This window comes from Aeromicrobium fastidiosum (assembly GCF_017876595.1).
Lineage (GTDB): Bacteria > Actinomycetota > Actinomycetes > Propionibacteriales > Nocardioidaceae > Aeromicrobium > Aeromicrobium fastidiosum.
Genome location: NZ_JAGIOG010000001.1, coordinates 3,861,398 through 3,875,615 on the forward strand (window position 1 = coordinate 3,861,398; position 14,218 = coordinate 3,875,615).

Consider the following 14,218-nt stretch of genomic DNA (forward strand, 5'->3'; position numbering starts at 1 on the left):
CGTCGGTCAGGCCGGCACCGGGTCGCGCACCGGCACGACGCGGGCGACGCCCGCGGCCACGGTCCACGACGACAGCACACGCGACGTCGCGTCGGGATCGCGACGGTCGCTGATCGCGTGCCAGTCCATCTGCAGCCGCTCCGGCGTCACGCTCAGCACCGCGTAGCCGTGGTCGTCGAGGTTGACCCACTTGACGTGCGGGTTCTCCTGCTGGATCGCGGCCTCCAGCGTCAGCGACGTCGTGCGCGGACGGGTGCCCATGAAGTCGTCGACGTTGTTGCTGGTCAGCGAGTTGCACACCAGCTCGACGGCGATCGGGCGGCCCGTCGACGGCGACGGGACCTCCGTGGCCCACGCCGTGTGCACGTCGCCGGTGAGGAACACCGCGCCGGCGATGCCGTCGTCCTCGAGGCGTCGCAGCAGCCGGTCGCGGTCGGACGTGTAGCCGTTCCACGTGTCGGTGTTGGGCTCGGACGTGCGCCGGCTCGTGGTCGCGACGTGCTGGCTGAGGGCGTCCTGCTCACGCTGCGGACGCGGCGGCATCAGAACCGGCGCGACCATCACGGGGTTGCCGACGAGCTTCCACCGGCACGGCGAGGTGCTGAGGTTGTCGCAGAGCCAGGCCAGCTGGGATCCGCCGGCGATCGTGCGCTGCACGTCGTCGACCGCGGGGTCACCCGGCTGCACGCGCTCGCTGCGATAGCTGCGCAGGTCGAGCATCGAGAGGTCGGCGAGCTGTCCGAACTGCAGGCGGCGGTAGATCTTCTCGCCGTCGCCGGCCACCGCGGTGCCCGAGATCCGCACCGGCATCCATTCGTCGTACGCCCGGTGCGCGGCCCGCACCCTCTTCTTCCACGGGCCTTCGGTGTCGGGCTGGTGCTCGAACGCGCCGCCCTTCCAGTTGCCGTCGGCGACCTCGTGGTCGTCCCACGTGACGATGAACGGAACGGCGGCGTGCAGCTCCTGCAGGTCGGGATCGGTCTTGTACTGCGCGTGCCGGCGTCGGTAGTCGCGCAGACTGACGATCTCGCGCTGCGGGTCGTGCAGCCGGATGTCGATCTGCTCGTGCCCGTAGGAGTACTTGCCGGGCTGGTACTCGTACAGGTAGTCGCCGAGGTGGATCACGGCGTCGAGGTCACCGCGCTCGGCCAGCAGCCGGTAGGACGTGAACCAGCCGGCCTGCCAGTTGGCGCACGACACGACGCCGAACCGCAGCTGCGACGGCGAGCTGCCGGGCGACGGCGCTGTGCGGGTGCGCCCGCTGCGCGACGTGTGCTCCCCCAGCACGAAGCGGTAGCGGTAGTCGGTGCCGGGCTCCAGCCCCGTCGCGTCGACCTTGACCGTGTGGTCGGCGGCGGGTCCGGTGCGGACGACTCCGCGACGGACGACGTCGGAGAAGTCGTCGTCGGTCGCGACCTCCCACGTCACGTCGACCTCGGGTCCGCGGCCCGCTCCGGGCAGGCACTCGGGCGTCGGCGTCACGCGGGTCCACAGCACGACGGCGTCGGGCAGCGGGTCTCCAGAGGCGACGCCGTGCGCGAACACCGGCGGCGGGGCGGACGACGCGGACGTCGAGAACGCTGCCGGACCGAGGACGCCCAGCCCCGCGGCGACGCCGACACCACTCATCAGGAACTTCCGGCGACCGAGGTCGTCAGCCGATGCTCTGCTCACGTACCTCAGTGACGCAGTTCAGCGCGTCCGTACCGGCGGTACGGGGTGAACGTCGAGCGTCGACTCGACGTACGTTGCGTACGTGCGGGCCGTTCCTGGAGGTCGGTGACGCCCCGGTGTCAGCTGCTGTTCTTGGCGTCGCTCAGCGTCAAGGAGCGGCGACGATCGACCAGACCGGTGCCGAGTCCTGCCATGTACGCCAGCTTGGGCGTCCTGACCAGGGCGGCGGTGCGGGAGCTCACCTGACCGCGGTGGAACAGGTGCACCAGAGATCCGGAGACCACGGACGTGAACCCGAGCGACGTGGCCAGCTCCTGGATCGACTTCTCCGTGTAGAACGTGATGTGCTGGCCGGTCTCCGTGGCGTAGTACTCCCACTCGCCGGGGCGGGGCGTCGGCTCGGGCATCAGTTGCGTCGTGGCGAGCAGCAGATCGGTGCTGTCGGCGACGGGCTGCAGCTCCGTGCGCGGATCGGTCAGGTGCTCGAGCACCTCGATCGCGGTGACGAGATCGTAGTGCGTGCCTTCGAGGCTGCCCTCGAATCCCCGGGCGAAGATGTTGGTCGCCATCGGGTCGTGGTGCCGGAAGTCGAGCCCCCGGTCCCGCATGAGCCGCGTCAGGGTCCCGTAGCCGCCAGCCCAGTCGAGGAAGGCTCCGTCTCGCAGGCGCTCGGACCGGATGACCGACGAGGCCACGTTCCCGAGGTCGAGGCACCGGCCGAGCAGGCCGACGTCGGTGGCCGCGATGGCGTCCGAGTAGCTGCGGTCCAGCCAGGTCGGGTTCTCTGCTGCCACGAGACCGCACCGTGTGCATCGCTGATATTCGACAGGTTGGTCACCCAGCACCTCGCCGCGGGCGAAATGCTCCATGTCACCGGGACAGACGAGACAATGCATCCTGAAACGATACTGGTCGTCCGTGCCCATGACCTCGGTGGGCCGGGACGGTGCAGAGATCTCGGACGTCACATGTGTCGGGATGACAGGATTCGAACCTGCGACCTCACCGCCCCAAACGGCGCGCGCTACCAAGCTGCGCTACATCCCGTAGCCGCGTCAGTCTAGTGGACACTGGGGCCGTGTCCTTCCACCGGTACGAACCCGTCGTCGAGCAGATCGCCGCCCGGCAGCCCGCGTGCGGATCGACGACGGTCGTGGCGGTCGACGGCCCGAGCGGTGCCGGCAAGACGAGCTTCGTGGCAGGGCTTGCGGAGGCCACCGGCGGGCAGGTGCTCCACCTCGAGGACCTCTACCCCGGGTGGCACGGTCTTGCCGCCACGCCGCCGATCGTCGCCGGGGTCCTCGCGTCGGTCGCGGTCGACGCGATCGGCACCGCCCCACGCTGGGACTGGGTGAACGACCGACCCGGACCCCTGCTGAGTGTGCGGCCCGGCGGCCTGCTGCTCCTCGACGGCGTCGGCAGCGGCGCGACGGTCGTCCGCCCCTTCGTGAGCCTGCTGGTCTGGGTGGATGCCGATCCTGCCGTCCGCAAGGCCCGGGCGCTGGCGCGTGACGGCGGCACCTACGCGCCGTTCTGGGACGTCTGGGCCGCCCAGGAGGCCGTGCACTTCGCCGCCGAGGGCACCCGTCACCACGCCGACCTGCAGGTGACGACCTGACGGGAGACCGATCTTTCGACATTGCGGTCGCCCCAACAACCCGAACGTCGAGAGATCGGTGGTTGGTCGTCCGGAACTCTCGACGTTTCGGTCGTCCCAGCAGCCCGAACGTCGAGAGATCGGTGGTCGGCGGTCCGGAGCCGGCACGACCGGTGGCACGGCCCGCGACGGCGATGTGGCATCATGGACGCGCTGCTTCGGCGGCACCTGCGGACGTAACTCAATTGGCTAGAGTCTCTGCCTTCCAAGCAGAATGTTGCGAGTTCGAGTCTCGTCGTCCGCTCCCCTGAAAGGCCCCTCACCGAGGGGCCTTTCGTCATTCAAACGAACGTCCACCCAAACGAACGTCCACCGCAGCGACGAGCGGACGACGAGGCTCATGGGCCCCTGCCCCGCGCCGCAGGCGCCCCGACAGGGATCGTCGTCCGCTCCCCTGAAAGGCCCCTCACCGAGGGGCCTTTCGTCATTCGAGAACATTCGCGGCGGCACCGTGAGCCTCGCCTCCGCCAGACTGTGCCCATGTCAGCGGTGGACCCGGCCAGGATGGATCCGGTCGTGCGGGCCCGCCACGCCGTCCTGACGGTCGTGGCCGCCGAGCACGCGGCCGTGGCACCGGAGGTCGAGGCCCGGCTGTGCGAGCACGCGACCCCCGGGGTGGCCGCGCGCCTCGACCCGGCCGACGTCCGCCTCGCGATCGACGACCTCGAGGCGTCAGGTCAGCTGCGCCGACTGCGGTCGAGGTCGTCGCTGCCGGGCCGCGAGGTGCCGGTGCTGATCCTGGCCGAGCCGGCCGACCGCGAGAGGGCGCAGGCCGTCGCCGAGCACAAGCGCGACCTGTTCGCCCGCTACCTGACGTGGACCGACGGGCCCGGCGCCCCGGCGACGGTCGCCGCCGACCACGTCGTCCACGCCTCGCTGCAGGTCGCCGCCCGGTCGGGCTACCGCGTGGGGGCGACCCCACCGAGTGACGTCGTCGTCTACGTGCCGCCTGCAGCACCGGACCAGCCGATCCTCATGCCGATCGCGGTGCGCAACACCCGCGAGTGGCTGATGCCGCACTCCCGCGGGCTCTACCGGCTGCTGCTGACGTCGACGCGCATCCAGGTCACCGAACGAGCGGTGCCGATGGTGCCGATGATCGTCTGCCGCCGCGCGCACCCGCAGCTCGTCGCGATGGGCCGCGACCTCGGCTTCGTCGTGGTCGAGTCGCGCCGTGAGCACGTCCTGCCCAGCGTCGCCGAGACGGCCGTGGCCGAGGTGCGGACGGGGCTGGGCCTGACCGACCTCGCCCGGGCGGACGGGCCCGATCCCGCCCTGATCAGCCGGTTCGAGCAGATCGTCCCGGTCATGGCGGTGCCGTTGGTCGCCCGATGGCGTCGCACCGCGATGACCACGATCCCCCTGCGCTTCGACGACCTGCTGGCCGAGAACTCGCTGACCGGACGACGCCGCGTGCTGCGCGACATCCGCCAGATCGCCGAGCAGAGCGGGCTCGTGGCCGCACGAGGCAGCTGGTGAGGTCGCCCGGCTGCTCGGCCTCAGGTCACAGGCGGTCGGCCCGGTCGCGGGCCGGTGAGACCTCGTCGGTCGACGCGACCTCGCTCGGCACCGCCGTGCGGTTGAGGATCAGCACCGCCCGGTCGTCGTCGCCCGACGCGACCTGCTTGATGATCTTGCGGGACGCCTGGTCGAAGCCGCTCGACACGATCGCGCCGGCCGTCGTGCGCAGCCACTCGATGCCGCTCGTGAAGTCCTGCGTGCGGGTCTCGACGACGCCGTCGGTGTAGAACATCAGGGCGTCGCCGACGCCGAGCCGCCCGACGGTCTGGTGGAAGTCGGGACGCTGGGTGATGCCCAGCGCCGTGCCGCGCGCGCCGTCGATGACCCACTCCCGCTGCGCGTCGTCCCAGCGCAGCGCCGGCGGGTGCCCCGCGTTGATGATCGAGTAGTCGCCGGTCGGCAGGTCGATCAGGACGTGCACGGCCGTGGCGAACCCGTCGTCCCAGTTCTGGCGCAGCAGGAAGTCGTTGCCGGCGGCGAACAGGCCCAGCGGAGGGAGCGCGCCGATCAGGCCGCCCAGCGCGCCCGCGAAGTGCAGCGACTGGGTGCCGGCGGCGACGCCCTTGCCGCACACGTCGACCAGCACCATCTCGAGCTTCGTCTCGTCGTCGGACAACCGCGCCACCAAGAAGTCGCCGGCGAACTTGGTGCCCCCTGACGAGACCATCGCCGACTGCGACGCCCATCCCTCGGGCAGCGTCGGGACGACACCCTGCGCCTGCAGCCGGTCGCGGAGGTCGACCAACATCGCCTCGCCCAGCGGACCGGGCAGGCCGCTGCGGTGCCGGCTCGACTCGAACAGCACGAGCGTCGCGGCGACCGCCATCGTCACGAGGGTGCTGACCCTTCCGGGGGTGAACCCGGCGAGTCCCGCGTCGACCGCCCGCACGTACTCCTTCGTGACGGTCACGGCGACGCACACCACGATGAACAGCACGAGCGTCAGCAGCGGGCGGTAGCGCAGCAGCATCGTGCCCAGCAGCAGCGGGATGACGAACGTGGGCGCCGGGAACGTCGAGTAGGTCAGGAGCGATCCGACGAGGATCAACGTCGACATCGCCAGCAGCGCCACGAGCACCGCGACCTGCCCCTCGCTCGTGCCGGTACGCCACCGGACGATGCGCTGGTCGAGGTATCCCGCCACGGTCGGCAGGGCTCGGCGCAGGGGGGACGTCACCTGTCCGAGCCTATCGGCGTTGCTGGCACGTGGGACACCAAAAGAGGTTTCTGCCGCCCAGCACCGTCGCGGCGACCGGGGTGCCGCAGACGAGGCACGGCAGGTCGGTGCGGCGATAGACGTACGACTCGGTGCGGCGACGTCCTCGACGTCCTGCGGGCCCCTGCGAGTCATCGGGACGGACGGTCAGGATGCGGCCCTTGCTGACCCCGATCTTCATGAGCTCGACGATGTCGTCCCACATCGCGTTCCAGACAGCCTCGTCGAGCTCGCGCCCCGGCGTGGCGGGGTCGACGCCGTGCCGGAACAGCAGCTCGGCGCGGTAGACGTTGCCGATGCCGGCGATGACCGCCTGGTCCATCAGCAGCGTCGCGACCGGCGCCCGCGAGGCGTGGATGCGTCGCCAGGCACGGCCGGGGTCGGCGTCCTTGCGCAGCGGGTCGGGGCCGAGCCGCGCGAGCAGGGCGTCGACGGCGGGCGGGGCGAGCACCTCGCACGCCGTGGGTCCGCGCAGGTCGGCCGTGGCACCGTGACGGGTCAGCCGCCAACGCACCTGACCCGTCACCGGGACGTCGTCGGCCCGCGTGACCGCGAACGATCCGTAGAGCCCGAGGTGGACGTGCACGGTCGCCTCGGACGACTCGACGGGGACGAGCAGGTGCTTGCCCCACGCCTCGGCGCGGCCGAACGTCGTGCCGTCGACGAGGGCCGCGCCGGCCGTGAAACGTCCCTGCGGGCTCGACGAGCCCACGACCTGCCCACGGAAGGTGCGGTTGAGCGTGCGGGCGAGGCGGTGGAGCGTGTGGCCCTCAGGCAAACCGGCCGGTCTCCTCGTAGGACAGCAGCATGTCGATGCGGCGCTGGTGCCGTGCCGCCTCGCTCCAGGGCGTCGTGATGAAGGCCTCGAGGATCGCGACGGCCTCGTCGGCGGTGTGCATGCGCGCCCCGATCGACACGATCTGGGCGTTGTTGTGCTGACGCGCCAGGGAGGCGGTCTCGGTGCTCCACGCGAGCGCCGCCCGGGCCCCCTTGACCTTGTTGGCGGCGATCTGCTCGCCGTTGCCGGACCCGCCGATCACGACGGCCAGCGACTCGGGGTCGGCGACGGCAGCAGCCGCGGCGTCGACGCAGAAGGGCGGGTAGTCGTCCTCGGCGTCGTAGGCGTGGGCGCCGTGGTCGACGGGCTCGTGGCCGTTCTCGGACAGCCAGGCGATCAGGTGGGTCTTGAGCTCGAAGCCGGCGTGGTCGGCGGCGATGTGGATGCGCATGGGACCAGTGTCCCAGCCCCCACCGTCAGCTCGTCACCCCGGCGAACCGCTCGTGGAAGTAGGCCGCGAACGCCTCGGCCGACTCGTGCCCGACGAAGCCGCCGAGCACGCGGACGCGCAGCTCGTCGCGGCGCTGCTTCATCGAGTCGGGCCCGAGCATGTCGGCGATGACCTCGTCGGCATCCGCCAGGTCGCGCGTCAGGACGTACGCTCCGCGGGCCACCGGGAAGCGCTCGCGGAACTCGTCGGCGGACCACTTGGTGCTGACCATCGCGTAGGGCTTGCCCGACTGCAGCCAGTCGGAGACCACGCTCGAGACGTCGGAGACCAGCGCATCGGCCCGGTTCATGCACTCGTTGAGCGACCAGGTCTGATTGGGCAGGTCGCCGATGTGGTGGTGGCCCGGCGTGTCGGTCCTGGCTGTGTCATGGGCCAGCACGAACTCGGTGCGCCGCACGAAGTGCTCCAGACGCGGGTGCCGCTTCGACAGCGGGTGCGGCCGGAAGATGACGTCGGCACCGGCCTCGATCAGCGCCTCGACGATCTCGGCCCCGACCCGCAGCGACGAGAAGTTGACCCGCATGCGCTTGCCCTGCCACGTCGGCGCGTAGAGCACGACGGGACGCTCGACGTCGGCGATGCTCCGCGTGGCCGCCTCGATGCCCTGCACCTGCGGACGCCCGAGCACGACGAACTTCTCGCGCGGGATGTGCACGCCGCTCGTCTCGTAGCGGTCGATCGCCGCCGTGCCGGAGACCACGAGGAGGTCGTAGTCGGCGTGCCGCCCGAAGACGCTGGCCGGCTTGTCGGAGTCGCCGTGCCCCAGCCACACGTGCGTGACCTGCTTCATCGCCATGTACCGGTAGTTCGACTTGGCGTTGTGCAGGTAGAAGAACCACTTGAGCGTCGGGACGATCAGGGTCTTCAGGTCGCGGATGGCGTCGGTGCTGAGCTGCACGAACGGCGAGGTCAGGTCGGTGTTCTCGCGCAGGTACTCGCAGTACTGCTCGCGGTAGTTGAACACGACGCCCGGGAAGCCGGCGCTCAGCAGTGGGTCCTCCCACATCGTCAGGTGCGTCGGACCACCGCCGTAGCCCGCGTACGCGATCGCGAACCGAGGTTGATGAGCGGCCAGCGCGCGGGCGATCGCCCTGGTGCGTCGGCGCACCGCGACCAGGTAGACCGCGACGCGTCCGGCCAGCAGCACGACGGCCACGAGCGGGACGGCCACGACCCCGGAGGGAGCCGCCGCCGCGACGGCGACCAGCGTGAGGGGGCCGGCGACCCGGCTGCCGATGACCCAGGGGCCCAGGTCGGGGTGGTCCGCCGGGCAGGGGCCGTGGGCGTCGCCGGGCACGCCCGGGAGGCCGTGCGCGTGCGGGGCCGGTGCGGGACGCCTCAGCGCGACGACCGTCAGCACCGTCGCGACGAGCACCGCGACGACGTCGAACCACGACGGCAGGCCGTCGACGATCGCGTGGACCGCGATCGCGACCAGCAGCAGCGCCGTGGCGACGCCCCACACGAGGACGTCGGCTCCTCGCCGGAACCGCAGGCTGATGCGGTGCCGGTGGATGAAGTCCTGCCGTTGGCGCTCGAAGTAGGAGTCGTCTGGCACGCCGACAGTATGCCAGTCAGCGCCGCCGCGACCGGTGCGCGTCGAGCAGCGCGCCGACGATCGTCACGGTCGAGCGGGACGCGTCGAACCCCTCGGGCTGTCGCCAGAACGAGTGCACCATGCCGAGCGCCCGGTGCGCGAGGACGTCGACGCCCGCCTCGGCGAGCTGCGCCGCGTACGCCTCGGCCTGATCGCGGAGCACGTCGTGCTCGTTGGTGACGACGTACGCGGCAGGGTGCGACGCGAGGTTGGTCGCCAGCGCGGGTGACACCTCGGGATGGTCGCCGAGATCTCCGGGAGCGTATGCCTCCCAGAACCAGTGCATGCCCGCATCGCCGAGCGCCGCGTTCGACAGCGCGCGGGGCAGCGCGGCACGACGGTCGACCGGCGGGTAGAGCAGTGCCTGGAAGTCGACCGCCCGCGGGTCGCGCACGCACAGGCCGGCGATCAGGTTGGCCCCTGCCGAGTCGCCGATCGCAGGCAGGAACGAAGCGTCGACCCGATGCTCGCGGTCGTGCTGCCGCAGCCAGGAGGCCGCCGTCTGCACGTCGTCGAGCGGTGCAGGGAACGGGTGCTCCGGCGCGCGCCGGTAGTCGACGGCCAGCAGCGCCCACCCGGTTGCGTGCGCGAGATATCGGCAGAACGGGTCGTGCGTCTCGAGGTCGTGCAGCACCCAGCCGCCGCCGTGCACGTACAGCGCGACCGGGGCACCCGCGCGCGGCCGGTAGAGCCGGCAGGGCACGCCGTCCGCGTCGACGTCGATCACGTGGTCGAGGCCGATGCGGTCCGCTGCCAGGGCGGCTTCCCTGGCAGCGGACCGGATGCTCGCGACTCGTTCGGGCGTCATCGGCGCGGTGTCGTCGCCCATCGCCTCGAGCAGGGCGCGCGACTGGGGGTGCAGCGTCATGCGATCCAGCCTAAGCCGGGCACGACGTCCTCAGCTGAAGTCGAGGTCGCCCTTGCGGGTGCGCTTGAGCTCGAAGAAGTCGGGGTAGCCGGCGAGCAGGCGCGCGCCGTCGAAGACCGACCCGGCCGCCTCGCCCTTGGGGATGCTCTGCAGCACGGGGCCGAAGAAGGCGATGCCGCCGATCTCGATGACGGGCGTGCCAACGTCCTCGCCGACCTTGTCGATGCCGACCTGGTGCGAGGCGCGCACGGCGTCGTCGAGCGACGTGTCGTCGGCTGCTGCTGCGAGCTCGGCCGGCAGGCCGATCTCCTCGAGCACCGCGCCGAAGAGCTCGGGGCTGAACTCCTGCCCCTCGTTGTGCCGCTTGGTGCCGATCGCGGTGTAGTAGTCGCGCAGCGCCTGCTGGCCGTGCTGCTGCTCGATCGCGATCGCGAGCCGGACGGGTCCCCAACCGCGCTTCATCATGTCCTGGTACTCGTCGGGCAGGTCGCGCCCGTCGTTAAGCACCGACAGGCTCATGACGTGGAACTCGGTCTTGACGTCGCGCACCTTCTCGACCTCGAGCATCCAGCGGGAGGTGATCCAGGCGAACGGGCACAGGGGGTCGAACCAGAAGTCGACGGTCTCGGTGGAAGAAGTCATGACGGGTGCAACACCGGACGACCCGCGCGCATTTCCTCCACGAGCGATCCGACGACGGCGTCGAGCTCTCCGGCGTTGAGCGCCGCGACCCGGCGCTGCCGCTGGTAGGACGCTCCCCCGGCCACGATGTCGTGGATGCCGCCGAGCTCGTCGGTGCAGCCGAGCCGCTCGGCGACGGGTGCCAGCGTCTCGAGCAGGCGGTGGAGGTCGGTCGTGATGAGGTCCTCGTGGCCGTCCTTGTCGAGGATCAGGATCGCGTCCATGCCGTACCGGGCGGAGCGCCACTTGTTCTCCTGCGCGAACCACGGCGGGATGGTCGGCAGCTCGCGGCCCGCGTCGAGCTCGGACGAGAAGTGCTCGACGAGGCAGTGCGTCAGCGCCGAGACGCTCATGAGCTCGGCCATCGTCGGGATGCCGTCGCACACCCGCACCTCGAGCGTGCCGAACTTGGGCGACGGCCTCAGGTCCCACCGGATCTCGTCGAAGACGTCGATGACCCCGGTGTGGAGCATGTCGTCGACGTACCCCTCGAGCTGGCTCCACTGCTCGAACTGGAACGGCAGTCCCGCTGTCGGCAGCTGCTGGAACATCAGGGCCCGATTGGACGCATAACCCGTCTCCTTGCCGCCCCAGAACGGCGACGAGGCGCTGAGCGCCTGCAGGTGGCCGTAGTAGGCCAGCATCGCGCGGCTGATCGGCAGCACCTTGTCGCGGTCCTCGATGCCGACGTGCACGTGGACGCCGTAGATGAGCATCTGCCGCCCCCACCACTGGGTGCGGTCGATCAGCGTCGCGTAGCGCTCCTTGTCGGTGACCTTCTGGTGCGTCCAGTTGGCGAACGGGTGGGTGCCCGCGCACATCAGCTCGACGCGCAGCGGATCGGTGACCTCGCGGATCTCGTCGATCGCCCGCTGCAGGTCGGCACCGGCCTGACCCACGGTCTTGCAGACGCCGGAGACGACCTCGACGGTGTTGAGCAGCAGCTCCTGGCGGATGTGAGGGTGCTGCTCGAGCCCCTCGGGCTGCACCGCGTCGAGGACGGTCTGGGCCACCTGACGCAGGTCGCCGGAGTCGGAGTCGACCAGGGCCAGCTCCCACTCGATGCCGACGGTCGAGCGCTCAGACGTCGCGAACGGGATGGCGGTCATGCGTCCATCCTGCCCGAGATCGACGGAGTCACCCGCCTCGCCCGTGTCGTGGGCACATGACAGCATGGCGAGCATGCCTGGTACCAATCTCACCCGCGAAGAAGCCAGCGAGCGCGCCTCGATCGTCTCCACCCAGACGTACGACGTCCAGCTCGACCTCACGCTCGACTCCGAGACACATTTCGGATCGGTCACCACGATCGTCTTCGGGGCCACCCCGGGGTCGTCGACGTTCGTCGACCTCGTCGACGGTGACATCTCGTCCATCACGCTCAACGGGTCTGCCGTCGACACCGTTGCCTACGCCGACAGCCGCATCGCGTTGGCGGGCCTCGCCGAGCGCAACGAGCTCGTCGTCGCCGCGACACTGCCCTACTCGCACTCCGGCGAGGGCCTCCACCGGTTCGTCGACCCCGTCGACGGCAAGGTCTACCTCTACACGCAGTTCGAGGTGCCCGACGCCCGCCGCGTCTTCGCGACGTTCGAGCAGCCCGACCTCAAGGCGACGTTCGTCTTCCACGTGACCGCGCCGTCGCACTGGGCCGTCGTCTCGAACTCCCCCACCCCCGAGCCCGTGGCCGCCGCGGAGGGCACCAGCACCTGGCACTTCGCCGAGACCAAGACGATGTCGACCTACATCACGGCCCTGGTCGCGGGCGAGTACGTGTCGGTCACCGACTCCTACCGCGGCGCGTACGACGAGATCCCGCTGGGCGTCTTCTGCCGCCAGTCGGTGCGTGAGCACCTCGACGCCGACGACATCTTCCTGATCACCAAGCAGGGCTTCGAGTTCTTCGAGAACGCCTTCGAGATGGCCTACCCGTTCGGCAAGTACGACCAGCTGTTCGTGCCCGAGTACAACATGGGTGCCATGGAGAACGCCGGCGCGGTGACGTTCCGCGACGAGATGATCTTCCGCAGCCGGCAGACCGTCGCGGCCTACGAGAGCCGCGCCAACACGATCCTGCACGAGATGGCCCACATGTGGTTCGGCGACCTCGTCACGATGAAGTGGTGGGACGACCTGTGGCTCAACGAGTCGTTCGCCGAGTTCGCGGCGTCGCACGCCTCGACCAACGCGACTCGCTTCACCGACGCCTGGACGAGCTTCACCAACGCCCGCAAGAACTGGGCCTACCGCCAGGACCAGCTGCCGTCGACGCACCCCATCGCCGCCGACAACTACGACCTGCACGCGGTCGAGGCCAACTTCGACGGCATCACCTACGCCAAGGGCGCGTCGGCGCTCAAGCAGCTCGTCGCCTGGGTCGGCGAGGAGGACTTCTTCGCCGGTCTGCGGGCCTACTTCGGCAAGCACGCCTACGGCAACACGCAGCTGTCCGACCTGCTCGTCGAGCTCGAGGCCGCCTCGGGCCGTGAGTTGGGCGACTGGGCGGCCGAGTGGCTGCAGACGTCCGGCGTCAACACGCTGCGCGCCGACTTCGAGACAGATGCGTCAGGTGCCTTCACGTCGTTCTCGGTCGAGCAGACCGCGATCGAGGCCTACCCGACGCTGCGCCGCCACCGCATCGCGATCGGCCTGTACAACCGCGTCGATGGCAAGCTCGTCCGCACCGAGCGCGTCGAGACCGACATCCGGGGCGCGTCGACGTCGATCGACGAGCTGGTCGGCAAGGTCCAGCCCGATCTGATCCTGCTCAACGACGACGACCTGACCTACGCCAAGATCCGCCTCGACGAGCGCTCGTTCACGACGCTGACCGAGAGCATCGCGACGTTCGAGCAGTCCCTCCCCCGCGCGCTCAGCTGGGGATCGGCCTGGGACATGACGCGCGACGCCGAGCTGTCGGGGTCCGACTTCGTGACCCTCGTGCTGGCCGGCGTGGGGTCCGAGACCGACCTCACGGCAGTCAGCTCGCTGCTGCGCCAGGGCAACAGCGCCGTCAACCTCTACACCGCCCCCGACGCCCGTCAGGCGCTCAAGGCGCGCTGGGAGGCCGGACTGAACGACCTGGTCGACGCGGCCGAGCCCGGCAGCGACCACCAGCTCGCGCTGGTGCGCGCGCTCGCCTCGGCGACGTCTACCCCCGACCGGCTGCGGTCGATCCTGGCCGGCGAGCTCGACGGGCTCACGCTCGACACCGATCTGCGCTGGACGCTCGTCACGGCGCTGGCCCGCATCGGCGACGCCGACGAGGCCGAGATCGCGGCAGAGCTCGAGCGCGACAACACGATCTCCGGCCAGGAGAACGCGTCGGCCGCCCGCGCCATCCGTCCCTCGACCGAGGCCAAGGAGGCGGCGTGGCAGATCGCTGCCGTCGACCCGTCGACGCCCAACGAGACGCGGCGCTCGACGGCGGGGGCGTTCCAGGTCTCGGGCCAGGGCGACATCCTCGAGCCCTACGTCGACCGCTACCTCGAGCTGGCCAGCACGGTCGTCGACGACATGGGCGTCTGGATCGGGCAGGTCGCGCTGGTCTACCTGTTCCCGCTGGCCAACCCGTCGCAGGCCACGCTCGACAAGGTCGACGCGTGGCTCGCCTCGACGACGGCCAATGCGGCCGCCCAGCGCTACGTCTCGGAGGGTCGCGACGATCTCGCGCGCGCACTGCGCGCCCAGGCCGCCTCCTGACCCAGCACGACGC

General features: G+C 70.5%; 12 protein-coding genes and 2 tRNA genes. 4 read left to right on the top strand and 10 right to left on the bottom strand.

Annotated features, from left to right (window positions below; genetic code table 11):
• Window positions 1-6 precede the first annotated feature (6 nt).
• From JOF40_RS19205 to JOF40_RS19215, 3 genes are all read right to left on the bottom strand, one after another.
• Window positions 7-1,629 (bottom strand): alkaline phosphatase D family protein, encoded by a 1,623-nt coding sequence (locus JOF40_RS19205; protein ID WP_129183404.1) that lies wholly within the window; start codon window positions 1,627-1,629, stop codon window positions 7-9.
• Between the two features lie 164 nt (window positions 1,630-1,793).
• Complete coding sequence (locus JOF40_RS19210) at window positions 1,794-2,468, bottom strand: methyltransferase domain-containing protein (RefSeq protein WP_188111762.1); 675 nt, start codon at window positions 2,466-2,468, stop codon at window positions 1,794-1,796.
• Between the two features lie 179 nt (window positions 2,469-2,647).
• Window positions 2,648-2,721, bottom strand: a tRNA-Pro gene (locus JOF40_RS19215).
• 31 nt (window positions 2,722-2,752) lie between these two features.
• Between JOF40_RS19215 and JOF40_RS19220 the strand changes: the two genes are divergently transcribed.
• The 3 genes from JOF40_RS19220 to JOF40_RS19230 all read left to right on the top strand — a co-directional run bounded on the left by JOF40_RS19220 (window position 2,753) and on the right by JOF40_RS19230 (window position 4,810).
• Window positions 2,753-3,292 carry a nucleoside/nucleotide kinase family protein gene (locus JOF40_RS19220; RefSeq protein WP_129182840.1) on the top strand — a complete coding sequence of 180 codons (540 nt, stop codon included), beginning with the start codon at window positions 2,753-2,755 and terminating at the stop codon, window positions 3,290-3,292.
• Window positions 3,293-3,501: 209 nt separating this feature from the next.
• A tRNA-Gly gene (locus tag JOF40_RS19225) sits at window positions 3,502-3,575 on the top strand.
• A 236-nt stretch (window positions 3,576-3,811) separates the two neighbouring features.
• Window positions 3,812-4,810 carry a hypothetical protein gene (locus tag JOF40_RS19230; protein ID WP_129182842.1) on the top strand — a complete coding sequence of 333 codons (999 nt, stop codon included), beginning with the start codon at window positions 3,812-3,814 and terminating at the stop codon, window positions 4,808-4,810.
• A gap of 25 nt (window positions 4,811-4,835) precedes the next feature.
• Here JOF40_RS19230 and JOF40_RS20310 read toward each other — a convergent pair whose 3' ends face one another.
• From JOF40_RS20310 to JOF40_RS19265, 7 genes are read right to left on the bottom strand one after another with little or no spacing between them, the layout of a single operon-like run.
• On the bottom strand, window positions 4,836-6,029 hold the full coding sequence (locus JOF40_RS20310) for a PP2C family protein-serine/threonine phosphatase (protein WP_129182844.1): 1,194 nt from the start codon (window positions 6,027-6,029) through the stop codon (window positions 4,836-4,838).
• A 10-nt stretch (window positions 6,030-6,039) separates the two neighbouring features.
• On the bottom strand, window positions 6,040-6,846 hold the full coding sequence (locus tag JOF40_RS19240; RefSeq protein WP_129182846.1) for an Fpg/Nei family DNA glycosylase: 807 nt from the start codon (window positions 6,844-6,846) through the stop codon (window positions 6,040-6,042).
• A complete protein-coding gene (locus tag JOF40_RS19245) occupies window positions 6,839-7,297 on the bottom strand; it encodes a ribose-5-phosphate isomerase (RefSeq protein WP_129182848.1) in 459 nt (152 codons plus the stop codon). The genes JOF40_RS19240 and JOF40_RS19245 overlap by 8 nt, the downstream gene beginning before the upstream one ends.
• Window positions 7,298-7,322: 25 nt before the next feature.
• Entirely contained in the window at window positions 7,323-8,915 is a 1,593-nt protein-coding gene (locus JOF40_RS20315; RefSeq protein ID WP_129182850.1) for a CDP-glycerol glycerophosphotransferase family protein, read from the bottom strand.
• Between the two features lie 16 nt (window positions 8,916-8,931).
• Entirely contained in the window at window positions 8,932-9,822 is an 891-nt protein-coding gene (locus tag JOF40_RS19255; protein ID WP_129182852.1) for an alpha/beta hydrolase, read from the bottom strand.
• A 30-nt stretch (window positions 9,823-9,852) separates the two neighbouring features.
• A complete protein-coding gene (locus JOF40_RS19260; RefSeq protein ID WP_129182854.1) occupies window positions 9,853-10,464 on the bottom strand; it encodes a mycothiol-dependent nitroreductase Rv2466c family protein in 612 nt (203 codons plus the stop codon).
• Entirely contained in the window at window positions 10,461-11,612 is a 1,152-nt protein-coding gene (locus JOF40_RS19265) for a glutamate--cysteine ligase (protein ID WP_129182856.1), read from the bottom strand. The genes JOF40_RS19260 and JOF40_RS19265 overlap by 4 nt, the downstream gene beginning before the upstream one ends.
• 73 nt (window positions 11,613-11,685) lie before the next feature.
• Here JOF40_RS19265 and pepN point away from each other — a divergent pair, with 73 nt between their 5' ends.
• Window positions 11,686-14,205, top strand: a complete 2,520-nt coding sequence (gene pepN, locus JOF40_RS19270; RefSeq protein WP_129182858.1) for an aminopeptidase N — start codon at window positions 11,686-11,688, stop codon at window positions 14,203-14,205.
• Window positions 14,206-14,218: the final 13 nt, after the last annotated feature.